This is a genomic window from Desulfosporosinus youngiae DSM 17734 (assembly GCF_000244895.1).
Classification (GTDB): Bacteria; Bacillota; Desulfitobacteriia; order Desulfitobacteriales; family Desulfitobacteriaceae; genus Desulfosporosinus; species Desulfosporosinus youngiae.
On the sequence record NZ_CM001441.1, the window covers coordinates 162836 to 186959 of the forward strand.

At 46.0% G+C, this 24124-nt stretch carries 17 protein-coding genes, 1 tRNA gene and 2 rRNA genes; 17 read left to right on the forward strand and 3 right to left on the reverse strand.

What is annotated here, in order from left to right; translation table 11 throughout:
* The first annotated feature begins 33 nt into the window (after positions 1–33).
* The 3 genes from DESYODRAFT_RS00850 to rrf all read left to right on the forward strand — a co-directional run bounded on the left by DESYODRAFT_RS00850 (position 34) and on the right by rrf (position 3563).
* Positions 34–109: transfer RNA gene (locus DESYODRAFT_RS00850), tRNA-Ala, on the forward strand.
* Between the two features lie 261 nt (positions 110–370).
* Positions 371–3279: ribosomal RNA gene (locus DESYODRAFT_RS00855) — 23S ribosomal RNA — on the forward strand.
* Between the two features lie 168 nt (positions 3280–3447).
* Positions 3448–3563 (forward strand): 5S ribosomal RNA (gene rrf / locus DESYODRAFT_RS00860).
* A gap of 460 nt (positions 3564–4023) precedes the next feature.
* Here rrf and DESYODRAFT_RS00865 read toward each other — a convergent pair.
* From DESYODRAFT_RS00865 to DESYODRAFT_RS00875, 3 genes are read right to left on the reverse strand one after another with little or no spacing between them, the layout of a single operon-like run.
* Positions 4024–5004: an acyl-CoA dehydratase activase gene (locus DESYODRAFT_RS00865; protein WP_007778167.1), complete on the reverse strand. Its 981-nt coding sequence runs from the start codon at positions 5002–5004 to the stop codon at positions 4024–4026.
* Complete coding sequence (locus DESYODRAFT_RS00870) at positions 5001–6068, reverse strand: hypothetical protein (protein ID WP_007778170.1); 1068 nt, start codon at positions 6066–6068, stop codon at positions 5001–5003. The genes DESYODRAFT_RS00865 and DESYODRAFT_RS00870 overlap by 4 nt, the downstream gene beginning before the upstream one ends.
* Positions 6061–6984 carry an acyl-CoA dehydratase activase-related protein gene (locus DESYODRAFT_RS00875; protein ID WP_007778172.1) on the reverse strand — a complete coding sequence of 308 codons (924 nt, stop codon included), beginning with the start codon at positions 6982–6984 and terminating at the stop codon, positions 6061–6063. Before DESYODRAFT_RS00875 ends, DESYODRAFT_RS00870 begins: the two co-directional genes overlap by 8 nt.
* Before the next feature lie 536 nt (positions 6985–7520).
* Between DESYODRAFT_RS00875 and DESYODRAFT_RS26460 the strand changes: the two genes are divergently transcribed.
* The 14 genes from DESYODRAFT_RS26460 to DESYODRAFT_RS00945 all read left to right on the forward strand — a co-directional run bounded on the left by DESYODRAFT_RS26460 (position 7521) and on the right by DESYODRAFT_RS00945 (position 23990).
* Entirely contained in the window at positions 7521–8090 is a 570-nt protein-coding gene (locus tag DESYODRAFT_RS26460) for an RNA polymerase sigma factor (protein ID WP_007778176.1), read from the forward strand.
* Complete coding sequence (locus DESYODRAFT_RS00885; protein ID WP_007778179.1) at positions 8083–8823, forward strand: DUF4367 domain-containing protein; 741 nt, start codon at positions 8083–8085, stop codon at positions 8821–8823. The genes DESYODRAFT_RS26460 and DESYODRAFT_RS00885 overlap by 8 nt, the downstream gene beginning before the upstream one ends.
* 224 nt (positions 8824–9047) lie before the next feature.
* Positions 9048–11888, forward strand: coding sequence for a phosphodiester glycosidase family protein (locus DESYODRAFT_RS00890; RefSeq protein WP_007778182.1), 2841 nt, complete (start codon positions 9048–9050; stop codon positions 11886–11888).
* A gap of 353 nt (positions 11889–12241) precedes the next feature.
* On the forward strand, positions 12242–12832 hold the full coding sequence (locus tag DESYODRAFT_RS00895) for a TetR/AcrR family transcriptional regulator (protein WP_007778185.1): 591 nt from the start codon (positions 12242–12244) through the stop codon (positions 12830–12832).
* A gap of 35 nt (positions 12833–12867) precedes the next feature.
* Positions 12868–14556: a PEP-utilizing enzyme gene (locus DESYODRAFT_RS00900; RefSeq protein WP_007778188.1), complete on the forward strand. Its 1689-nt coding sequence runs from the start codon at positions 12868–12870 to the stop codon at positions 14554–14556.
* Between the two features lie 38 nt (positions 14557–14594).
* On the forward strand, positions 14595–15503 hold the full coding sequence (locus tag DESYODRAFT_RS00905) for a PEP/pyruvate-binding domain-containing protein (protein ID WP_007778190.1): 909 nt from the start codon (positions 14595–14597) through the stop codon (positions 15501–15503).
* Positions 15504–15890: 387 nt separating this feature from the next.
* Entirely contained in the window at positions 15891–16664 is a 774-nt protein-coding gene (locus DESYODRAFT_RS00910) for an IclR family transcriptional regulator (RefSeq protein ID WP_007778193.1), read from the forward strand.
* A 337-nt stretch (positions 16665–17001) separates the two neighbouring features.
* Positions 17002–17916: a molybdopterin-binding protein gene (locus DESYODRAFT_RS00915; protein ID WP_007778198.1), complete on the forward strand. Its 915-nt coding sequence runs from the start codon at positions 17002–17004 to the stop codon at positions 17914–17916.
* An 18-nt stretch (positions 17917–17934) separates the two neighbouring features.
* On the forward strand, positions 17935–18708 hold the full coding sequence (locus tag DESYODRAFT_RS00920; protein WP_007778200.1) for a 2-keto-4-pentenoate hydratase: 774 nt from the start codon (positions 17935–17937) through the stop codon (positions 18706–18708).
* A gap of 22 nt (positions 18709–18730) precedes the next feature.
* A complete protein-coding gene (locus DESYODRAFT_RS00925) occupies positions 18731–19606 on the forward strand; it encodes an acetaldehyde dehydrogenase (acetylating) (RefSeq protein ID WP_007778203.1) in 876 nt (291 codons plus the stop codon).
* Entirely contained in the window at positions 19607–20629 is a 1023-nt protein-coding gene (gene dmpG / locus DESYODRAFT_RS00930) for a 4-hydroxy-2-oxovalerate aldolase (RefSeq protein ID WP_007778206.1), read from the forward strand.
* 111 nt (positions 20630–20740) lie between these two features.
* Positions 20741–21358, forward strand: a complete 618-nt coding sequence (locus tag DESYODRAFT_RS00935) for a 4Fe-4S binding protein (protein ID WP_007778209.1) — start codon at positions 20741–20743, stop codon at positions 21356–21358.
* On the forward strand, positions 21358–22821 hold the full coding sequence (locus DESYODRAFT_RS00940) for a hypothetical protein (RefSeq protein ID WP_007778212.1): 1464 nt from the start codon (positions 21358–21360) through the stop codon (positions 22819–22821). Before DESYODRAFT_RS00935 ends, DESYODRAFT_RS00940 begins: the two co-directional genes overlap by 1 nt.
* A gap of 83 nt (positions 22822–22904) precedes the next feature.
* Positions 22905–23990, forward strand: coding sequence for a M24 family metallopeptidase (locus DESYODRAFT_RS00945; RefSeq protein ID WP_007778215.1), 1086 nt, complete (start codon positions 22905–22907; stop codon positions 23988–23990).
* The last annotated feature ends 134 nt before the right edge of the window (positions 23991–24124 follow it).

Consider the following 24124-nt stretch of genomic DNA (forward strand, 5'->3'; position numbering starts at 1 on the left):
TTTTGAGAGACCAGAAGGGTAACTCAATATTGTGGGGGTATAGCTCAGCTGGGAGAGCGCTTGAATGGCATTCAAGAGGTCAGCGGTTCGATCCCGCTTACCTCCACCAATCATATCGAGCTACCGAAGCGCGAAATTCGAAGTTCGAGAGAACTTCGGTAGTAGTGCTGATTCTAGGAACTCAATTAGAAAAATGCAATAAGATGACGAATGATAGGATTATTAGATTAATATTATCTCGTACGTCGAGCCGTGCATTTTGTGTATTCTCATATGTTCTTTGAAAACTGCATAGAGAAGAAAACTAGTAAAGTCAAAGAATTCACATCAAAACGCAAGTTTTGAGTAAACCTAGACGTAGCGATCAATAGGTCAAGCTACTAAGGGCGTACGGTGGATGCCTAGGCGCTAAGAGTCGAAGAAGGGCGCGGTTAACAGCGAAATGCCACGGGGAATCGTAAGCAGGTCTTGATCCGTGGATACCCGAATGGGGCAACCCAACCGGAGTCATGTCCGGTTATCTTTAGCTGAATCCATAGGTTAAAGAAGACAACCCGGGGAACTGAAACATCTAAGTACCCGGAGGAAAAGAAAGAATCATCGATTCCCTGAGTAGCGGCGAGCGAAACGGGAAGAGCCCAAACCGAATCCTTCGGGATTCGGGGTTGTAGGACCCTCTTTTAAGAATGGATTTCTAGTCGAACCGATCTGGAAAGGTCGAGCAAAGAAGGTAACACTCCTGTAGACGAAAGAAAACCAAACTGTGAGGGAATCCTGAGTACCGCGGGACACGTGAAACCCCGTGGGAAGCAGGGAGGACCACCTCCCAAGGCTAAATACTACTTAGCGACCGATAGCGAACCAGTACCGTGAGGGAAAGGTGAAAAGCACCTCGGAAGAGGAGTGAAAAAGAACCTGAAACCGTGCGCTTACAAGCAGTCACAGCACGTTGGTGTAGTGGCGTGCCTTTTGTAGAATGAACCGGCGAGTTACGGTATGCAGCGAGGTTAAGGCGGGAAGCCGGAGCCGAAGCGAAAGCGAGTCTGAAGAGGGCGAAAGTTGCATGCTGTAGACCCGAAACCGTGTGATCTACCCATGGCCAGGGTGAAGGTGGGGTAAAACCCACTGGAGGCCCGAACTCACTGTCGTTGAAAAGGCAGGGGATGAGCTGTGGGTAGGGGTGAAATGCCAATCGAACACGGAGATAGCTGGTTCTCCCCGAAATAGCTTTAGGGCTAGCCTCAATTGATGAGCGATGGCGGTAGAGCACTGAATAGGCTAGGGGCCTTACCAGGTTACCGAACCTTATCAAACTCCGAATGCCATTGGATTTAGATTGGGAGTCAGACTGTGGGGGATAAGCTTCATAGTCGAAAGGGAAACAGCCCAGACCATCAGCTAAGGTCCCAAAGTATACACTAAGTGGGAAAGGATGTGGAATTGCACAGACAACCAGGATGTTGGCTCAGAAGCAGCCACCATTTAAAGAGTGCGTAATAGCTCACTGGTCGAGTGGTTCTGCGCCGAAAATGTAACGGGGCTCAAGTGTATCACCGAAGCTATGGCTTGCGCTTGATGCGCAGGGGTAGGGGAGCGTTCTATCAGCAGAGAAGTCATTCTGTAAGGAATGGTGGAGTGGATAGAAGTGAGAATGCCGGTATGAGTATGCGAAAAGGAAGGTGAGAATCCTTCCCGCCGAAAATCTAAGGTTTCCTGGGGAAGGCTCGTCCGCCCAGGGTAAGTCGGGACCTAAGCCGAGGCCGAAAGGCGTAGGTGATGGACAACTGGCTGAAATTCCAGTACCACCTGGAAATGTCTGAGCAATGGGGTGACACAGAAGGATAGGTTAAGCGTGCCGTTGGTCGAGCACGCCCAAGCGAGTAGGAGGTAGGGTAGGCAAATCCGCCCTGCGAGACTCTGAGACGTGATGGGGAGCGAACATAAGTAGCGAAGTAACCGACTCCAGGCTGTCAAGAAAAACCTCTAGTGAGTGACCAGGTGCCCGTACCGTAAACCGACACAGGTAGATGGGGTGAGAATCCTAAGGCGCGCGAGAAAACCCTCGTTAAGGAACTCGGCAAAATAGCCCCGTAACTTCGGGAGAAGGGGCGCTCACTGAAGAGTGAGCCGCAGAGAAATGGTCCAGGCGACTGTTTAACAAAAACACAGGTCCCTGCAAATCCGAAAGGAGAAGTATAGGGGCTGACACCTGCCCGGTGCTGGAAGGTTAAGAGGAGAGGTTAGGGGCAACCCGAAGCTTTGAATTGAAGCCCCAGTAAACGGCGGCCGTAACTATAACGGTCCTAAGGTAGCGAAATTCCTTGTCAGGTAAGTTCTGACCCGCACGAAAGGTGTAACGATCTGGACACTGTCTCAACGAGGGACTCGGCGAAATTGTAATACCCGTGAAGATGCGGGTTACCTGCGACAGGACAGAAAGACCCCATGGAGCTTTACTGCAGCTTGACATTGGATTTTGGTATAAAATGTACAGGATAGGTGGGAGACCGAGAAGCTAGGGCGCCAGCCTTGGTGGAGTCGCCGGTGGGATACCACTCTTTTTGTACTGAAGTTCTAACCTAGGCCCCTGAAGCGGGGTTGGGGACAGTATCAGGTGGGCAGTTTGACTGGGGCGGTCGCCTCCTAAAGAGTAACGGAGGCGCCCAAAGGTTCCCTCAGCGCGGTTGGAAATCGCGCGAAGAGTGTAAAGGCAAAAGGGAGCTTGACTGCGAGACCAACAAGTCGGGCAGGTACGAAAGTAGGGCTTAGTGATCCGGTGGTACCGAGTGGAAGGGCCATCGCTCAACGGATAAAAGCTACCCTGGGGATAACAGGCTTATCTCCCCCAAGAGTCCATATCGACGGGGAGGTTTGGCACCTCGATGTCGGCTCATCGCATCCTGGGGCTGTAGTAGGTCCCAAGGGTTGGGCTGTTCGCCCATTAAAGCGGTACGTGAGCTGGGTTCAGAACGTCGTGAGACAGTTCGGTCCCTATCCGTCGCAGGCGCAGGAAATTTGAGAGGATCTGTCCCTAGTACGAGAGGACCGGGATGGACGAATCCCTGGTGTACCAGTTGTCTCGCCAGAGGCACAGCTGGGTAGCTATATTCGGAGCGGATAAGCGCTGAAAGCATCTAAGCGCGAAACCGGCCTCAAGATGAGATTTCCCACAGCAAAAGCTGGTAAGACCCCTGAAGGAAGATCAGGTAGATAGGCCAGGTGTGGAAGCACGGTGACGTGTGGAGCTGACTGGTACTAATCGGTCGAGGGCTTGACCTAAATCGAGTACGCTAGGTGAGTGGCTCAAATTCTAAGACGATACTAGATAAACGACTCTGTGCAGTTTTGAGAGAATAGGGATTAAAGAATAACATCTTTAATGCTTGTTTTCGAAGAAAACAATTCAAGTTCGAACTTCGAGCATCGCGCCTCGAACGTCGCACAGCATCTGGTGATTATGCCGGAGGGGTTCCACCCGTTCCCATACCGAACACGGAAGTTAAGACCTCCAGGGCCAAGGATACTTGGAGCATAGCTCCTGGGAAAGCAGGTCATCGCCAGGTAACAAGCGAAAGGCCATCTCTAACGAGATGGCCTTTTTGTGTATCAGCGTGTATCAGTGATAGTGGTATTGCATAATGAAAGCAGCGAGGTCCGGGGTTCCACCCGTTCGATCCACACTGCAGGAGAATGCGTTTGGGGACGCAGTGTGGCGAAAAGCTCATTCCTTCGCCACGAAGTCTTCCTTTTGGGTGGGTGGCTCGGCGATACTGTCCACCGGACACTATCGTGCTTTTCGTATACCGAACACGGAAGTTAAGAATCCACACTGCAGGAGTGTGCGTTACAAGTCGCAGTGTGGCGAAAGGCTCGTCCGCCTTTCGTTCCAGGGCCAAGGATACTTGGGGCATAGCCCCTGGGAAAGCAGGTCATCGCCAGGTAAACAAGCAAAAAGGCTGCCTCATAAAAGGGGTAGCCTTTTGTGGTTCGTCCTGCATGGGCATAATTTAATGGTGAAAGTCTCTAACACGTACGGATAGTGGAAAGATGAGATTGAGATCTATGGACCGCTCCATTGTCACATTTATTTCCCCAGGCGTCTATGATTTCATTTTCCCTGTAAATGCAGATGATTTCACAGTTGTTGGAACATTTCTTACATTCATAACTCATAGTTTTAAATTCGATATCAGTGATGTCGAAGAAGAACTCGCTTTCAACTCTCGATTTTTTCGCCAGAATTGCCACGCCGAGGGCACCGGTCAAATGGCTGTTAGGATCCACTGTGACGGGCATTCCAAGTGATTCCTCAAAGGCTTTAATAACGCCTGCGTTCTTGCTTACACCACCTTGAAAAACAACAGGAGGGACGATCTTTTTTCCCTTACCCACATTATTGAGATAGTTGGTAACAACGGCCTTGCATAAACCAGCAACAAGGTCCTCTTTCTTATAGCCCATTTGGGCTTTGTGCACCAGATCGGATTCTGCGAAAACTGTGCAGCGGGCAGCAATGGGTGTCGCTTTAGTAGATTGTAGGGCAATGCTCCCAAAATCCTCGATATTGATGTGCAGGCGCTGGGCCTGGCTGGATAGGAAAGCACCCGTTCCGGCGGCGCAAAGTGTGTTCATGGCATAATCGATAACGATACCGTTTTCGATCAGAATCAATTTAGAATCCTGACCGCCTATTTCAATAATCGTACGGACATCAGGATGAACAGACATTGCCCCCATAGCGTGAGCAGTTATCTCGTTTTTTACTACAGCGGCACCCGTCATTGCGCCTATGAGTTTGCGGGCACTGCCTGTGGTGCCAACGGCGACAATTTTTTCATTGCCGTCAAGCTGGGCTTTCAGAACGGACAATAGTCGTTTGACGGCTGACAGAGGATCTCCCTCTGTCCACAGATAAGCACTTGCCTTAATCTGATTGTTTTCGTCCATGACTAATCCTTTGGTAGAAATTGATCCGATATCGACTCCCAAATAGGCCTTGCTCATTTCTTTGTTTCCTTTCTCATGATGATCATGTCGTAAAAGGCTTCAAGACGAGTATTGAAACCCGTCTCACTAGTTTGAGTGTCAAAGCTAAAATAGAGAATTGGAATTTTATAATCATTGCTGATGTTCTGTAGAGCTGGTATGGCATCGATTTCCGGTGTACAGCCGAAGGACTTGACATGAATGATGCCATCATAGCCTTTTTTAGCAAAATCCAACGCTCTGTCTATGGTTGCCATGCTGGTAGCACCCATCTGGTATTTGGCGTAATCTTCAATATGCACTTCAATTTGCTTTTTTGGATAATGAAGCAACGTATTGGAAACGTTCAGCCATCTGTCAACGACAATCCCCATTTGCGCCAGTTCTTTCTCTATATAATAATTGCTGAACGGCTCCATAATGGTGTAAAATTCCCCGATAATCCCTACTTTCAGAGGATGTCTAGGCTTTTTGATCTCAATTTCTTGGAAAGTTTTCATATAATTCCGGTATGTGTTTTTAAGCTCTTTCTGGTCACGGACAGGACGCAGATCGTTTAAGAAATCAGCATGAACTTTGTCAAAGGTGCCTATCTCACGTTCAAAGCCGATATTTTTACGGATGAAGTCTTCAGCCTCGTCGATATACTCAATCATCTTTAATACAACTGGGATGATTTTCGCTAGTTTCTTCAGGGAAAGATCCGGGTTTATTTCTTTAAACCCTTTGTAAAATTTGATTGGTTTTGGGTCTTGAAACTTGGCCATGTTTACAAACTGAACCTTATACCCCAAATCCCGGAGGATTTGTTCGTGAAGCTCTCCATAATAACCTAGTCTACATACACCATCAGTTTGGACAAGGGTATTTGCACCAGCCTCAATCGTCTCGATATAGTTTCCGAGGTTATATTTGAAAGGAGCACATACATAATCCGGGCTGTAACGGCTTCCTAGAGCTAATGTCTTTTTGGTGATGGGCGGAGGTACAATATATTCCACACCGAATCCTGCAGTGAATAAGACCTCCATTGGAGTGGAATAGTTGCCTAGCTGAGGCATACTTGCTTTAATTTTATCCATGAAGATCATCCTTTTTAAACCGGATAATATCGACAAAACTTTCCAAACGGGTTTCTATTCCGGCGTTTCCTTCCTGTCCGTCAATCATGAGATTGAGGATCGGTTTATCCTTGATCCGTCGGATAAGGATCTCGTTAACCAGAGAATCCGGTCCACAGGGAAAGGCGCTCATTAGGATAATGCCGTCGACTCTGTCTTTGTAAATTGGGATGGAACCAACCAGCTCTTTGTTAAAGGCCCAGGGTAATGTCTGGCTGATTTCGCCGGACTTGACTATAGCCTCTCGTTTGGGAGCGATATCGCCAATGACCGGAACAGCCCCCAGCTCACGTAGAAAGTTGGTGATAGGTTCACCAATATATTTGTCGTAAATATTATAAGAATGTGCTATCAATAAGATCTTAACCTTAAGCCTATTTTCCCTTAGCAAACATTCCTGTTCATATATCTCTCTTAAATGGGCCCTTTTTTGAACTTGCTTGGCTATAAGGTAGGCGTATAAGCTTTGAGACTTCCTTTTGCCAAGGGCTTTACCCATTTTGAGAAAGGCGGTCATCTCAAAATCAGCAACTTCAGGATCGATATTATAATATAATAAATTAGGATGACTATCTCTGAAAGTGTTGACCACGACATCGTAAAGGGCTTGAAACTTGGTGCACACCGTTCCATCACTACCGTCTGAAATACGAGGAACGAGAATATAGTCACATTTATCCATTAACCATTCCACATGTCCAAGGTAGATCTTGGAGGACAAGCACGATTCATCAATAGCATAGGTTATGCCTTTACCAATAATGTCCTTGTTTGTTTCTGGGCTTACGATATAATCAATGTCCAGTTCATCAAAAAACGTTTCCCAGAGGTGCTTATATTTATAATATAAAAGTGCTCTTGGTATACCAATTTTCATAGTTATCGCCAGCCTTCCCAGCGAGTCGTATTTTCTTATTATTTAGGAAGAAGTTTTTCCCTAGACAAGTCGTGCGATCCCTCCCGTATTGCTTGCAGGGATCCAACAATGGGCATTTGTTCATTAGGGAATACTACTTTATTTCCACCCCTTACAGTTTATATATTAGGGTATGTACTACCGGGAGATTTTGGGACTAAATATTGTTGGCAACAATCTATCCAGAGTTAGTTGGTCTGTTCTGCAGATCGGGCCAGCCGATTGGTTTTGGCCGGATTAATCTGGAAACTGAAGAGCTTACGAGATGGCCTTTGCCATAAAAGTATTCGAGACTTTATACGTATGCCAAATGCATAGCCGTAGGAGCAACCGATGAAATTATTTCAATAGAAATTAAAGGTTGGAGGCATGAGACTTTCCAGCCTTGTTTCTGTGAAAACAAAGAGTAAAAAAACTTATCTAACAATGGAACTAAATTCACTAAACAAGGGTATTACTAGTGAGTCGTTAATCAAGGAGGGAGGAGTTGTTCATAAATGCCTAGTGAAGAGGTAGAACTCATTCGGAGGTGCAAAATTCGGGATGAAGCCGCATTTGCAGAACTCTATCAGCAACATGTTCAGTTCGCATATGGAACGGCACTTATTTTAGTGAGAAATCCGAATATTGCGGCAGATGTCTGCCAGGAATCCTTTCTCAGGGCTTTCAAGAATATAAACCGTTTTCGGGACGGTGAATCCTTCCGAGCATGGTTTTATCGCATAGTAGTTAACGAAGCAATGCGATTGACTCGGAGACTGAAACGCTGGCCAATTCCAACGGATAAAATCCCTAATAGTTTGTCGCCGTCGGCGAACGATCCGGAATTTGTTGCTATAAGTAAGGAACAGTGCATTGAAATTTGGGAGTTAGTTCAAAGGTTACCAGCCAAATTACGGGTCCCCTTGGTACTTCGATACTATGCAGACCTAAGTGAAGACGAAATCTCTAAAACCCTGCACATTGCATTAGGCACTGTAAAGTCTCGTTTAAATAGGGGCAGGGAAGGTTTGCGAAAGGATTTTCCTGAGATGATGAAGATATTGGGAGGTGCCAACCATGCCTGAAAGTCTTATAAGAGCAGGGCTCCACAGAGCGGTAGACGGCATTGAAATACCGCAAGGATTGTGGGAGAATATTCAAGCAAAGCAAGGGTTTCGACGTATGAGAAGACGGTATATACGCAGGATAGGGTTAGCTGCCGCCGTGTTGTTGCTGGCTCTTAGTATACCCCTTTGTACGATAACTCCTGCTGTTGCCAATATCGAGAAGTCCTGGTTTCTGAAAAATGAACTAGGTACCTTTACCCTAACATTTGTGCAAAATATCGGTGAAAAGGTAGCAGAAGTAACCCCTACCCTCTTTTTACCAACAACGCTTTCCCATGCGAAACAAGTTGCTAAAATGCCAATCAGACTTCCTGCCTACCTTCCTGAAGGCGTAACTCTGAACGGCGATACCCCCACTTTAGTGGGTCGCTTTAGCTCGGCCGAAACAGTTGCCATAAGAGTTACTGAAAAGTTTCTTGTCAAAGATAGAGCTGGTAGAATCAGTGAGGAAGAGTTTGAATTACTGGATATCCGGCAAACAAATTCATCTGATGTAACAATTGTTAACCCGGACCAAGGATTCACCGTAGAAAAGGTGAAAATCGGTAGATACGATGGTCTAATGGTTTTTCAGACAGAAACAGCATCACCTCGTTTTGTCCACTGGTCTGATGGTGAGTATTGGTTCAGAGTTTTTTGTAGTGGCGCTGATCGAGACATGTTGATAAAAATTGCTGAATCCATGAGCTAAAATACTTTCATTTGTAGATTAGTGTCAAGGTTAATTAAAATGTCTTGACAAATACTGCGGCAATGGTGTATTTCCAAGTACATACGCTAGGATTGTCAGAGTGTTGTGTATTTTAAGAGGAATTTCTCAAGAATTGTAGAATACCTAGTAGAATGCTTAGTGGCCAATTTCAAGCATCGAAAAGCTGAGACCTTATTGTGAAAAATCGAACAGGGAGGAAAGGAATGACTTATTTAAAAAAAGTGCTGGTAGCCTTTCTGGCAACAGCCTTCGCTGTCATAACAATTTCCGGTACAGCGCTGGCCCAACCGAAGACTCTCTATGAGACTAGCTCTCAACATACCATCACAGATGGAGCAACACTGGAACATATCTCCCGCTTGACAGCCGACGGTTGGTTAAACATCAAAGTGTTGCGTATTGATACTACGAATCCTAATATCAAAATAGATACCCTGGCTAATGGCCGGATCACGGATGCATTTTCCACAGTCCTTGCTTTAGCCGAGAAAAATGGTGCGGTAGCCGCCGTGAACGCCAGTTTCTTTAATCCGATGGGTGGTGGTACCGGATATCCTGACGGCCCCCTCGTTCGAGGTGGAGACCTTTTAGCCACAGCTGGCTGGTACAATCAAAACAACGATGAAATGGCTTCCTTCTCTCTCGATAATTCCGGTCAGATACTTTTTAATTATTGGAAAAACTCCCTTACTTTGACCGGATTCAACAATGCTTCATTTGTGGTGGCTCAGTACAACCAGCCCAGCCGTCAGCAATATATGGATATTACCGTGTTGGATAATAAATGGGGACCTAGCACTCTCGGAGCTTCGGAAAAGTATCCTGATTTGGTGGAAATTCTTATTTCCCAGGGACGAGTCATCGAAGTTCGCCAGGCCTTGCCTGCCTCAACGATACCTGCTGAAGGTTATGTTGTGATTTCTCGGGGAGAACAAGCTGTCAAACTTCTGGAAAGCTTTCGGACGGGAGAACCAGCAAAATTTACCGTCACCTCCAACCCGGACTGGTCTGACCTGCAAATGTCGGCAACCGGCTCCTCCATACTGGTCAAGGAGGGGCAGATTCCCGAGGTTTTTTCTTATAGCACTGGCGGCTTTGATAAGAAAAACCCTCGAACCTTGGCAGGAAGTTCTCAGGATGGAAAACAACTGATTTTGGTCACGGTGGATGGCAGACAGGATAATAGTGTGGGACTTACCCAAACCGAGTCTGCTCAACTCATGCAGGAGTTGGGAGCTTACAATGCTTTAGCTTTTGATGGCGGCGGATCTACTACCATGGTAGCCAGAAAGCCGGGGACTTCCAGCTTAGACCTTGTCAATATACCTTCCGAGGGGTCTTTGCGTTCTGTTGCCAACGGTATCGGAGTCTTTTCTCAGGCCTCTCCGGCTCCTCTGGCCAAGCTGATTTTGGAAACCGAAGATCCTAATGTTTTTGTGCACACTTCAAGAAACTATACACTTAGGGGAGTGGACAGCTTCTCTAATCCGGTAATGGTTAACCCTCAACAGATAGAATGGAGTGTAAGGGGAATTGAAGGAAGATTTATAGATAATCAGTTTCAGCCCACCTCCATAGGCCAGGGCCAAGTGATTGCTAAAGTAGGGAAAATAACAGGCGAGCTGGATATCCGCTCTTTAAGTGCTCCCGTCAAGCTTGAACTCAGTTCAGATAAGTTAGAGATAGCGCTTGGAGAGAGCCAAACCCTTGAGGTGACAGGCTACGACCAACAGGGCTTTAAGGCGAATATTGAGCCGGAAGATGTTCAGTGGGCAGTGAGCGGGGAAGTTAAGGATTTCCAAGAGGGAACTCTTAAAGCGACTACTGTTGGTGCAGGATATATCAAAGCAGGTGTTGGGGATGTCCATGCCTATACTGCGGTATCGATTTATGAAGATTCTACTGAAACAATCTATGCCTTCGAAGACGACCAGGCTTCATTCCAAGCTAACCCACAGATAGCCCAGGGGAGTTTTCAGCTTTCCCCGGATCAGGTACACGGAGGAAATACTTCAGGACAATTAGTCTACGATTTCTTCGACACGAATAGTTCGGGTGAAGTCTCCTTGCTTTTTAAAGGAGCGGGACTTTCCCTTGCTTCTGACACTTCCGAGTTAGCTGTCTGGATTTACAATACTCGCGAAAATTCAAACCGGATTCTTGGCGAAGTCCTGGATGACACAGGAAAAAGATATTCGTTGGAAATTGCTCCGAAATTAGATTGGAAAGGTTGGCAGAGAATGGAGGTTTCCCTGGAAAAGATCAAGAAGCCAACCAAGCTCAGGAGACTCTATGTGCAAGCTAGTGATCCTGTTGAGGGCTCGGGAAAGATTTATTTTGATGACCTTACGGCAAGGGTGGTCAATCATCCGGTCATTGACCCAAGTAAAATACCTCAGGATTCCATCCCCCAAGATGAGGCCAATAGGGCAATAAAGTTTGTATCAGGTCCTGATAATTTTAAGTTTGCTGTTTTTAGCAGTAGCCAGGAAAGCGATACTACTCTGGAAGATCAATGGTTGAACAAAATGACCAGCTATATTAATGAAAATTTGGACATGGCAGTTTATACCGGCCAAGCTATCTCCGCTGTCAGGGATATTGAGAAACCTGCCCTAATTACTGAAGCTGAATATAAAACCTATAATTATAAGAACTGCAGCTTTATTCAGTTGGATACCAGCCAAGGCGGCCTTCGGAGAAGTGATCCGGAACAATGGCTATGGCTATTTGAGGAATTAGACAATTTAGCTGGCAGCAATGTTTTTATCCTCATGTCGGACCCTCCGGCTAGGTTTATTAATGCCAAAGAAGGTGAGCTGTTCAAGGATATCTTGGCCGAATATCGGCAGAAAACCGGAAAAAATGTCTGGGTCTTGTTTCAGGGGGGGGGCAATCAAAGTGAATTGGATCGGGGAGTTCGCTATAGTTCCTATGCCGGTTTTAGTATCCCTGATTTTTCTCAGGAAAAGCCCACGGCAGCAAACTATCTTGAGGTGACGGTAATGGGCAAGAATATAACCTATGAATTCAAAGATCTTTAGGAGAGAGTATATCTCCATAAGGTCTTGCTTATCAGAATCAGATATAGTGGGCTATTTAGATTGATCGGTTCTAAAACGGCAGCTGGGTTTTTAGTTGAACTATGAACTGATATTGGAACTTTTTCAACTCGGATGAGTTTTTTCAGACTTAATTTGGATATAGAAGCTGCTGTTTTAAATGCCGGATACAAGGGGAAGGTCTTGTATCCGGCATTTAAATTATAGTAATGAAAAACATATTATTGACAGTTGAAGTGTTTGTAAATATAATGAATTAATTCATTTAATGTACAGTGTATATTATTTGCGCAAAGTTATTTCCATTTATTATTTTAATTGAGGGGAAAATTGTAATGAAATTAAGAGATAAACAAAAGGCGGAAGTTAAATCAGCCCTTTTACGAGCCGGTGAAGAGCTTTTCAGGACTAATGGGTTTACGGAAACAACCATTGAGGAGATTACTGGCACAGCCGGGGTGGCAAGGGGAACTTTCTATAATTATTTTCAGACAAAAGAAGATTTAGCACTTGAGATATTTTACGAGACAGAAGAATTAACAGCAAAGCAAGTTGATGTTTTTTTTGCTGCCACTTCAGGAACAGATAATCAAATTCAGGCAATCATTGCTAGTGCTGTCGAGTGGACCCTAAAAAGACCAGAACTCTACTTAGTCACCCTACTGGAAAAGATGAAGCGTGGACGAACGCCGGAACATTCGAATGGGACTCTCTTTCGGAGGATGATAACAGAAGCCTTTGAACGTGGTCAGATCGCTGGAGTAGTAACAAGAGAACGACCTCCACAGGAGTTTGCCAGCGATATTGAGGGATTATATATAGTTCACACGGTGAGATGGTATCATTATGGTCAACAAAACGACCTCTTATCTACTCTTCTATCTGCAGTTAACACCTATTTATCAGGTGCGTTGTTAAAACCGTGAGAAATCAATTATAAAATTGGGGGAGGTAGAAAGAAATGTCTCTTTGGGAAGCTAAGGGATTCTGGATGCGGGATAATATTCATTGGCCGAGGCCGGTACACCCACTTTTTGTCTCTTATGGACTCATTCCTGTCGAAGTCGGGTCTGCTCGTGCTTATGAGGAATGGTCTATGCCTTCTCTTAAAAATGCCTATCTTGTTCTCCATGGCTATGTCTTTCAACGTATTGAGCCCATTGGGGGAGATACTCCGGCGATTATGGAGCGGTTTCCGTTTCTTTTTCATTTGTGGCGGATTAACCCGAAGCTCCGCAGCCGGGTCTTGGGTTTTGGACAGTTTCTTAAGGAAAAAGGGTTTGAGAATCATGTCCATGCCTGGAAGGATGTATGGGAGCCGGAAGCTCGGAAGCGTCTCGAGCCGATTCGGAATTTTGATCGCGCCAATGCGAGTTTAGAAGAACTGGCCAATCACCTTGATCAATGCTATGACTTTTTATGCTGGTCCTGGAATCTGCATGTAAAAATTGTCGCGCTTGGTATGTACATACGTGGGCGCTGGGTGGAGGCATGCGAAAAGCTTCTTAATCTAACAAATTTTGAAGCTTACGAATTGGTTCAGATGAATGATCCTGCAGTATTAAACACAACGAATCGTCTTTTAACCTTGGCCCGGCGTGCTGCTGCAGACCCGACGGTTAGCGATAGTTTGTCTTCTTTACCTAGCGAAAAAGCACTTCAAAGTCTAGCTAATACTTGGTTTAAGGAAGAACTCGATCAATTCTTAGAAGATGAGGGAGATCGGCCTGCAGATAGTTTTGAATTCACACCCACGTGGAGAGAGATGCCGGAGATCGTGGTTGGGATTATCAAGGGGTTAATGGACTCAGATGACTCTATGACAGAAGAAGACTCTGACTTTCAAGTGTACCGACTTCAGCGGATCAATCAACTCCGCAGCACTTTAACGGGAGCGGATCGGAAGGAGTTTGACGCCTGGCTTGAATTAGCAGAGCAAGCTCAACCCTTAAGCGAAATTCATGACTACATTTTATGGACCGTTCCCCTTAGCTATACGCGTTATGCTGCAATTGAGGCTGGCAGAAGATTTGTTCAGGATTGTATTCTTGATTCTCCGGAGGACACTCTATTCCTATATCGAGAAGAGTTACTCTCAGCATTGAGAGGAGATTACACCCTTGCCAGCTTGAAAGGGCTGGTGGCTGAGAGGAAGGCTGAACATACCAAAAATTTCTCCTTAGTACCTCCACAGACTATTGGAAAAATGCCCATCGAACTCCCTTTAGATGTATTTCCCCCTCTTGCAGCGGAGGGGATGAAGATTTTTCTAAAACAATTTTCCCTTCTTGAAGCAGAACCGGAAGCCACGATGGAGCTATCTCCTGAGGGAGAGCTGTTTGGTACCCCAGGTTCTCCAGGAGTTGCCGAAGGACCCGTGCGCATTATTCATACGGCTGAAGAGTTCCCCTTGGTCCAGGAAGGGGAAGTCTTAGTCTGTCCTTTAACGACTCCGACTTGGACGGTTCTATTTCCGCATGTGGCGGCGTTAATCACCGATTCGGGTGGAGCATTATGCCACGCAGCAATCGTTGCTCGGGAGTACAGACTTCCTTCGGTAGTCGGGACGATTAAGGCAACAAAGATATTGCATAATGGGCAACGTGTCCGTGTGGACGGAGCCGCTGGAAAGATTCAAGTCCTAGATTGAGAATACCTAAAGTAAAATAGCTAAATGGAGATATTGCCATGAAATATGTACGGTTGCTTCAAGAATTAAGAAGAGAAGACCTATCTTTAGCTGGCGGAAAAGGGGCTAATCTAGGTGAATTAGTATTAGCAGGAATGAAAGTACCCCAGGGTTTTGTTTTAACCGTTGATGGCTACCGGCGTTGCATAACGGATGTTCATTTACCGAAAATTAACGTCCATGACTTAGCGGCTTTAGAAGCTGTAACTTCTAAGATTCAGATGGAAATAGAAAATGTTTACTTGCCTGATGAAGTAATGGCAGAAGTCCTGGAAGCTTACAGAAGGATGTGTTGCCCTAAAGTCGCTGTTCGCTCCTCAGCTACAGCAGAAGATTTACCCGGTGCAAGTTTTGCAGGTCAACAAGAAACTTATCTTAATATCCAAGGGGAAGATGCCGTTCTCGATGCCATAAAAAAATGCTGGGCTTCACTTTGGGCACCCCGGGCAGTGCAGTATCGTTCCTTACAAGGATTTGGCGAGAGTGAAGTCGCTCTTGCCGTGGTCATTCAAGAAATGGCACCGCATGAGGTCGCCGGAGTGGTCTTTACGGTTAACCCTCTTTTAAACGACTCATGTGAGCTGATCATTAATGCTGCAAAAGGTGTCGGGGAAGCGTTGGTTCAAGGAGAAATCATTCCTGATCAATGGCTTGCCAGACGTCCTGATGGTGCAGTTCTTAAATTCACTCCTGCTCCGCAGAAGGGACAATCCTCTTCACTGCTCCCTCATACTGGGCGTCCTGCGCGAGGGTGTTTAACCTCCCAGCAGGTTCGGGAACTGGCTTGTCTATGTCTTCGGATAGAAAAACATTTCAACGGAGTACCTCAAGATATTGAGTGGAGCTATGGCGCAGGGGAGTTTTATCTGCTTCAAAGCAGGCCCATCACTGCACTTAAAACTTGGTAATGCTAAGCGCAAAACTTTAATGGCCTGAGGCCCTTTCCGCGCGGGCCTGATCTCTGTCCTTGATCGCCTGGTTCTTTTCGCTGACAGCCGCGATCACAAGGGGTGTACGTTCCATGATCACATCATTCATGACCTTTTCCGTCCTTTATTGATAGAATATGTGGCCGGGCTTTTGAAGGTGCAGGAATCAATAAAGGGTAGAATACCACAGACCCTTGAACAGTGGTGATCAGGTATTGACTGAAAGCAATGATTTACTTGGAAAAAGTTTCAGATGTATAATACATGAAATAATATTGACTCTTTTGAAAGCACACCTTATAATTTGCTATGAAGTCAAATTTTTATATCACGGTTTTGGCTTTCTGAATTGAAAGGAAAATGTTAATGGCAAGTGCATCAGGTGTAATCGTGCAGTCTGTAGATCGGGCGTTAGATATTCTTGGATGTTTTAAAGGACAAGCTATAGAATTAGGTATTTCGGAAATTTCCGAAAGAATGCAGCTAAGCAAGAGTACGGTTTACGGATTGGTGAATACACTGCTTACAAAAGGTTATCTGGAACAGAATCCCCAAACAAAACGCTATCGACTGGGAATCAAGCTGTTTGAGCTGGGCACTCTGGTGTATAACCGCATGGATTTGCGAAACGAAGCCAAAGTATTTTGTGAGGAGCTTGGCGGTAAATACAATACCACCGTGCATCTGGCCGCTCATTATGGTGATGAGATTGTTTATATAGATAAGGTTGATGCCCCCGAGGCTGTAATTGTTTATTCCCAGACAGGTAAGTGCGCCCCTATGCATTGTACAGGTGTGGGCAAAGCAATCCTGGCTTTTTTGAGCGATGATGAATTGAAGCAGGTTTTTGCAAAAGGAGATTTCAAAAAATATACAGAACATACAATCACGGATCCAGAGGAATTGTACCGCGAACTGGAGCGTATTCATTCACGGGGATATGCTGTTGACAATGAGGAAATTGAGACTGGCCTGCGTTGTATCGCAGCTCCAATTTTCAATTATATGAATCAGCCGGTGGCGGCCATTAGTGTTTCCGCTCCGACAGTTCGGTTGCCGTTAGAACAAATTGAGGCTATCGCCAAGGATGTACAATATCACGCTCTCCAGATCTCACAAAGACTAGGGTATAGAGGCTGACTAAAAATCCTATGAAACTTCTTTTTTAACAGAGTTAAATGGCGTATTAAAAGAACGCTATTTTTTCAGGAGTAATATCGGAACGACGTTCGGTAATAACGAATTCGACAGAATAATATGATGATAAATATCTTAGAAAATTGTACTCTTTTAAACAGGGTTAAAGTGGCGTTAAAAAGAACGCTATTTTTCCAAGATAATATCCGAACGATGTTCGTTAATGACGAACTATTGATGATTCTTCTATCCTATTAGTGCATAAATCATTAAATAAGATGGAAAAATATTAACTTTGATGTTGAAATTTGAACGTTTAAGACGAAAGGAGATTCTGAAGATGGGTTTGAATCTTTTGGAAAAAACGGAACTCTGGATCAACCATATTACCCTCGATCATGTAAATTTGACTCAGCTCGCCCAGACGGTGGCGGATGTGCTGGGGCTAGAAAGAAGTAAAGTACTGGTGGTCGATGTTCGTCCGGACCATATCACCCTCGACATTATGGAAAACGATATTCCCACTGAAAACATTATTGGTAAAGAGCGGGCGGTGCTTGACGCGCTTGCCAAACTGAAAGGCGTCCGCCTCTACGAGGATTCCTGCCTGCACTCCAACGGGATTCTCGGTCTGATCTGTCTGGAAGGGGAAAATCCGGTGGAAATGAGCACGACAGTCAACCACATGGTGGATGAAATTAAAGAGCGTATTTCAAAGCGAGCGATCATCTTTCCGACGGGCTTTGAACTGAAACAGAATTTGATTGAGGACACTAATACTCCCTATTTAAAAAACCTTTTAGAGGGAGAAGGCTATAAAGTGACCATCGGGGATGTTATGGAAGACGATTTGGACGATATGGAATTTAAGCTTTCCGATGCGGTTTCCCGCGCCTTTGGGTTGATTATTACCACCGGCGGTGTAGGTGCCGAGGACAAGGACAAAACTGTGGAAAGTGTGCTGCGGGTCGATCCCCAGGCAGCGACGCCGTATATTGTCAAGTTTCAACAGGGAACGGGACGCCATGTTAAGGACGGAGTGCGAATCGCGGTGGGAACAGTGGGTCCGTCCATGATGGTTTCCTTTCCCGGCCCCAACGACGAAGTCCGGCTCGCCGCGGGCGTACTGGTGGAATGTTTGAAACGCAACTGTGATAAAGAGGTCACTGCTCAACAAATCGCTGCGGTACTTGCGGAAAAACTAATGAAAAAGGGTTTCCACCATGATCATCATGGCTTAAATAAACTTTCGTAGGAGAGAAGGAGAAAACGTATGGACTGTAATAAAATTGCCCAGGAATTGCTTGACGCTGAAAAAGGACACTATCAGATTGAAATGCTGACCGCCTCCCATCCGGATATGTCGGTGGAAGACGCTTACGCCATTCAGCTCGAAAATGTTGCCAAAAGAGTTGCCGCAGGGGAAAAAGTGATTGGCATGAAGGTAGGGCTGACCAGCAAAGCCATGCAAAATCTCTTGCATGTCAATGAACCAGATTACGGTCACCTGACCGATAAAATGCTGGTGCTGGAGGGCGGTTTTTGCCCGATAGATGAACTGAATCAGCCAAAGGTTGAAGGGGAGCTGGCGTTTTGTCTTAAGAAAACCTTGCGCGGGCCCGGTGTAACCATCGCTGATGTCTATAATGCTACGGACTGGGTGGTTCCCGCCATTGAAATTGTTGACAGCCGGATTAAGGACTGGAAGATTACGCTTTCCGACACTATTGCTGACAATGGTTCCAGTGCCCGCTTCATTTTGGGCGGACGCATGACGCCGATTGGTGATGTGGATATGCGTTTAACGGGCATGACATTAGAGAAGAACGGGGAACTGGTTAACAGCGGAACCTGCGCGGAAGTGTGGGGGAATCCTGCGGCAGCGGTTGCTTGGCTGGCGAATAAACTGTCTGAATTTGATATTGAACTGAAAGAGGGAAATATCGTCTTGGCCGGTGCAGTCACTGCTGCAATTCCAGCTGCAAAAAATGACAGCTTTACGGTAACCTTTCACGGCATGGGTAGTGTGACGGCTAAATTTAAATAACAGTTATAGAAGGAGAAGGAGAATGGAGAAAATCAAAGTAGGCATCATCGGTCCCGGAAATATCGGGTCTGACCTGATGTATAAGGTTATGAAAAGCAAACATCTGCAAATGCACTTAATGACCGGTATCGTGGAATCTGAGGGGATTAAAAGAGCAGCCGGACTGGGCTTTAAGACTTCACTGGAAGGTGTCAGCGCTGTGGCCGCGGACCCCGATATCAAGATTGTCTTTGATGCAACAAGTGCAAAAGCGCATTTATATAATGCACCCATATTAAAAGCTGCAGGCAAAATCGTTATGGATATGACTCCTGCTGCAGTAGGCCCCTACGTGGTTCCCTGTGTCAATCTTGACAATTTGGCCCATGTGGATAACTTTAACATGGTAACCTGCGGCGGACAGGCAACGATTCCCATTGCCCATGCGATTAACCGGGTTGCGGATTCCGAGTATACCGAGATTGTGGCGGCCCTTTCCTCTAAGAGCGCAGGCCCGGGAACCCGTGCCAACATTGACGAGTTCACTCAGACGACCAAAAAGGCTCTTGAAATCGTTGGCGGTGCAGACAAAGCCAAAGCCATCATTGTTCTGAACCCCGCCGAACCGCCCATTATGATGACCAATACCATTTATTCTATAGTAAAGAATCCGGATGAGAAAAAAATCATTGAATCCGTTAATGAGATTGTCAAGCAAGTTCAAGCCTATGTGCCCGGTTATAAGCTCCGTGTTCCCCCTGTCATAGATGGAAACAAAGTTACCGTAATTGTTCAGGTACAGGGTGCCGGCGACTTTTTACCCATGTATTCAGGGAACCTTGATATCATCAATCAGGCAGCCGTCGCTGTTGCCGAAAAAGTAGCAGAGAATCTGTTGAACAAGGAGGGGGAACACTAAATGGAAAAAAGAAAAATTAATATTGTCGATACGACGCTTCGAGATGGGAGTCACGCGGTCAGTCATAGTTTTACGGTTGATCAGGTAACCTCAGTCGCCGAAGGATTGGATAAGGTTGGTGTCAGTCTGATAGAAGTGAGCCATGGAGATGGCATCACCGGTTCTTCCGTCAACTATGGGTTCTCAAAAACCAATGAAATCGAACTACTTAAGGCGGCCAGCAAGGTGGTTAAGAACGCCAAGCTGACAGTTCTGCTGCTTCCCGGAATTGGGACGATAGAAGATTTGCAGGAAGCCAAGGAAAATGGTGCTCAGGCTGTGCGGGTTGCCACTCATGTGACCGAAGCGGATATCGCGATTCAACATATCAAATATGCCAAGAGCATCGGAATGATGACGGTAGGGTTCCTGATGATGTCCCATATGGCAGCACCGGAAAAGATTGTTGAGCAAGCTGAAATTTTTGTAGACTGCGGCGCGGATTATATTAACCTCGCGGATTCAGCAGGTTATATGTTGCCGGATGATGTCCGAGCCAGAGTCAGTGCCCTCAAAAAAGCGATTGATATTCCGATTGGCTTCCACTCTCATAATAATTTAGGTCTGTCTGTCGCGAATTCAATTGCTGCTGTAGAAGAAGGCGCTGTCTACCTGGATGCTACCTGCCGCGGTCTGGGTGCGGGTGCCGGAAATACCCAGAATGAAGTGTTATGTGCGGTGCTGGACCGGTTAGGGTATGACACAGGGATTAACCTAAACGGCATCATGGACGTAGCAGAGGAAATTGTCGAGCCGATCATGCAGCGTCCCCAGGTTATTAACACCGCTTCTTTAATGTTGGGCTATGCCGGTGTTTACTCTAGCTTTTTACTCCACACCTATAAAGCCGCTGAAAAATTCCGACTGAATCCCAGGGATATTCTTGTGGAACTGGGCAAGCGGAGAATGGTAGGCGGACAGGAAGATATGATCATAGATGTGGCGTTTGAATTATCTCAGAAGAACAAAAAATCAGAGGGATAATTCCACAGAAATGGGGGAGTCCGAGAGGGGGGATTGACAGAGGAGCAGATTGTGCTTGGACGTTAATCAAGGGAATGCCGTATGACAAGAATGAAGGGAGAGGTTTGACAGATGAAAAGAGTAACCCTGTTGGCCGAAGTACAGCACGACGTGTGCAGGGGATGTAAAGTATGCGAGAAAGTCTGTCCGGTTTTAGCGATTTCAGTTTCTGATAAGAAGGCCAATGTAAAGGCGGATGAATGTCGAGGATGCACCAACTGCGAATCCCGCTGCCCATTCTATGCGATTAAAATGGTTAAGCGCGAGGAACCCTTTACCATCGGAGTGGACGCATCCAAGCATGATGCCAAAGCAATTCGTGAGATGTGTGAAAAAGCCCATCTCAATCCGGAACAGATCTTATGTTACTGTGTGGGTGTGCGTGCTGAAGAAGTTGCCGCTGCTATCCTGGAAGGAGCGAAAACCCCTGAAGAAGTATCCTCAAGAACCGGTATTCGCACAGGCTGCACGATTGAATGTGTACAGCCCCTGCTTCGGATGATCGAAGCTGCAGGCCTTGAGCTGAAACGGGTTGAAAATGGTTGGCAGTGGTACGGCGTTACCCCTACTGCCTGGACTCTTCCTGAAACGGTTGTTGAGAAATACAGTAAGAGAGGTTTCTATTTCCAAGAAGATAGAGATTTATTGGATCGCGTTGTTAATACTAAAGCGGAAGGAGAGGATATGTAATGAATTATAAGGATTTGATGCACGCACCAATTAAGCCGATTCCTCCCAAACCTTCTATGTATGGCATTGACCCGGAACTTGTAAAAACCCGTGTTTCCGAACTTCCTGGAATGGTTTCTCTTTATCTGCGCGAATTGTTCCCGGATCTGCCTCCTGTGCTCCTGCCGGGTGGACCGGATGCAATCAATGATGTTCGTCAAGCTGCCCATGATGCCCTGATGAAGGTCGACATGAGTATGATCAAACCGGAACATTCCGTTAATGTCCTGGCTTCCCACCATGGATTCACTCTTTTTGGCGGCGAACCCTATGCAGAGCTGCTTAAGGCAATCAGAGATGTTGTAGCAGAAAGAACCGGCTGCACGGATATTCGGCTGCGTGCGGGTGTAGGCATGCGCTTCCGTGAAACGGAAGAATATATGAAGCGTTATGGCTTAGACACCTATTATAAAGGAAAAGCAGTCGGAGTAGCTCCCATCGATGAAGGGATTGCTATTGAGACCGAAATCGGAACTCTTTACGGGCTTAAGCGGGTTTATGACGCAACCTGGATCATTCATGCCCATCATACTGACGTTCGTGAAGTGCATTTCCACAGACAGGTTGATAAAGCTGTAAAACCCTTTGGTATGTCCTATGCGCGCTGTGAAACCCGCAGTACCTACCATCAGAACCTTGGGCCCCGTGCCGCAAACTTTACTGCCCGTGCTATTTTCGAGTCCGAGTTTGTGCAAAGCAAATTTGCCTTTGCTGCTTTTCTAAATTGCGGGCCCCATGGTGTAATCGGTGCGGACTGTGACAACGATCTGTACGCCCTTAATGACCGGGCGACCTTTGTTGGCTGCCAGCTGTACGGAAAGATTATGACTTTATTCGGCGAAATTGACAAATGTATTGCGGTTCTCGATTTCCCTTGCCCGGTACCCTATGTATTTTCAGCGGGAGTTATTTATGCGAATTTCCTGGGTGCCAATTCCGATTTATATGACCTTAATACGCCATTGCCCTCTTATACTTGGTATACCGAGGCTTTCTATCGTAAGAACGGAAAGCCGTTGCTGGAGGAGACCCCTCCCATGAACCCCGCGATCAAAATGTGTGTGCATAACTATGCCTGGACAGGATATCCCTCCGAATTCTTCTCTAAGAATATTCCGACTGTTGTCGTGGGCGATGAGCAGGGAAAACTATTTGATACGGATTCCATGAATATTGGCTATATGGATTATGCCGTAACCGCTAGAACTGCAGAAAATGCCATGGATTTTGCCTACAATGTCAGCGGAACAGATCAAGTCATTATCTTTGACGGCGCTATGGGCGGTCTAAATGTCAGCGAATCATTGGCTAAGCTTTTGATCGAAAGAGCCCCGCTGGTCAGTGAAAAGGTTGATAAGGAGCTTCTGCCAAAGTGGCTCAAGCAAAGGGGTGTCGATCTTTCTATTTTGGAATTGAAAGCCTAATCCCACATTCTTTAACCTTGCAAGATTATATGAAAAAGGGGGGCAATAATATCCCCCTTTTCGAATAATGAGGAGCAGTGTTTATGAACGAGATTGTTGTCAAGAGAATTGCCGCGCTCCAACAGGAACTGAAGGTTCACGAACTGGATGCCGCCGTCATTATGGATAGGGAGAATCTAATCTACTTTGCAAACAGTGAAGACATTGAAGGAGGAGCTCTGATTGTTCCGGCCCAAGGTGAACCGAAACTAATTTGCTTGTGGTTGGACGCTCGCCATATGCGGGATCAATCAGGGCTGGAAGTGGTTCCTTATTTCTTTCCGAACGAGAATGTCAGTCAAAAAACCGCCGAAATGGTACTAAATCTGGGCATCTCCAATCCGCGAATTGGATTCACCAGGTATTTTATTAATTTAAAGGATTTTCAGTGCCTGCGCGATACCGTACCCGGAATCTATTTCGGCGATATTGCGGAAGCATGCTACAGGTTGCGTTCAATTAAAAGTGAACAGGAAATTAACTACATTTCAAAAGCTGCTGAGTTTGTTGCAGTAGGGATGAAAGCGGCCATGGAATCCCTTCGGCCAGGGATTAAAGAAACAGACATTCTTGCAGAGGCCGAGTATGCCATGCGCAAAGCGGGATCAGAGGGGGCAACATTCCGCATGCAGGTTTTGCGGCACGACCGTCAGCAATTGATGCATCCTTACGCCGGCAACTATGTGATCGAAAATAATCAGCCTGTGGTAATTCATTTGGGTGCGTCTTACAAAGGGTATGTAGCTAAAATGTGTCGTACTGCATTTTTAGGAGAAGTTGCCCGGGAGATAAATGATATTTATAAATTGCTGATCGAGGCCCAAAACGTTGGGATAGAAGCATTGAAACCGGGGGCGGTTTCTAGTGAAATCTTTGAGAAAGTGTCTAAGGTTATTCACGACCATGGTTATGCAAAGAAGTTTATGGAAGTAATCGGCTATGGTGTAGGAATCAGGCAGTCGGAATTTTATCCCGTGATCGGTAAGGGAATAGGCCACGTAATTCAGGAAAATATGGTGGTAGATTTGTTGCTTCCGACAATTTACGAACCGAAATTTGGCGGTCCTCGTATCACGGATACAGTGTTGGTAAGAGGTACAGGTAATGTCGTGCTGACTAATCTGCCTTAAGAACCCGTTCAATTCAATTAGGGAGAGAAGGTTATAGCGGACATCAGAGATATCTGAGCTGGAGTAATAAGGATAGGCCAGGAGATATCAATCAGGGATAGCGCTTGTAAAAAAACGGAGATTATATAGGAGGA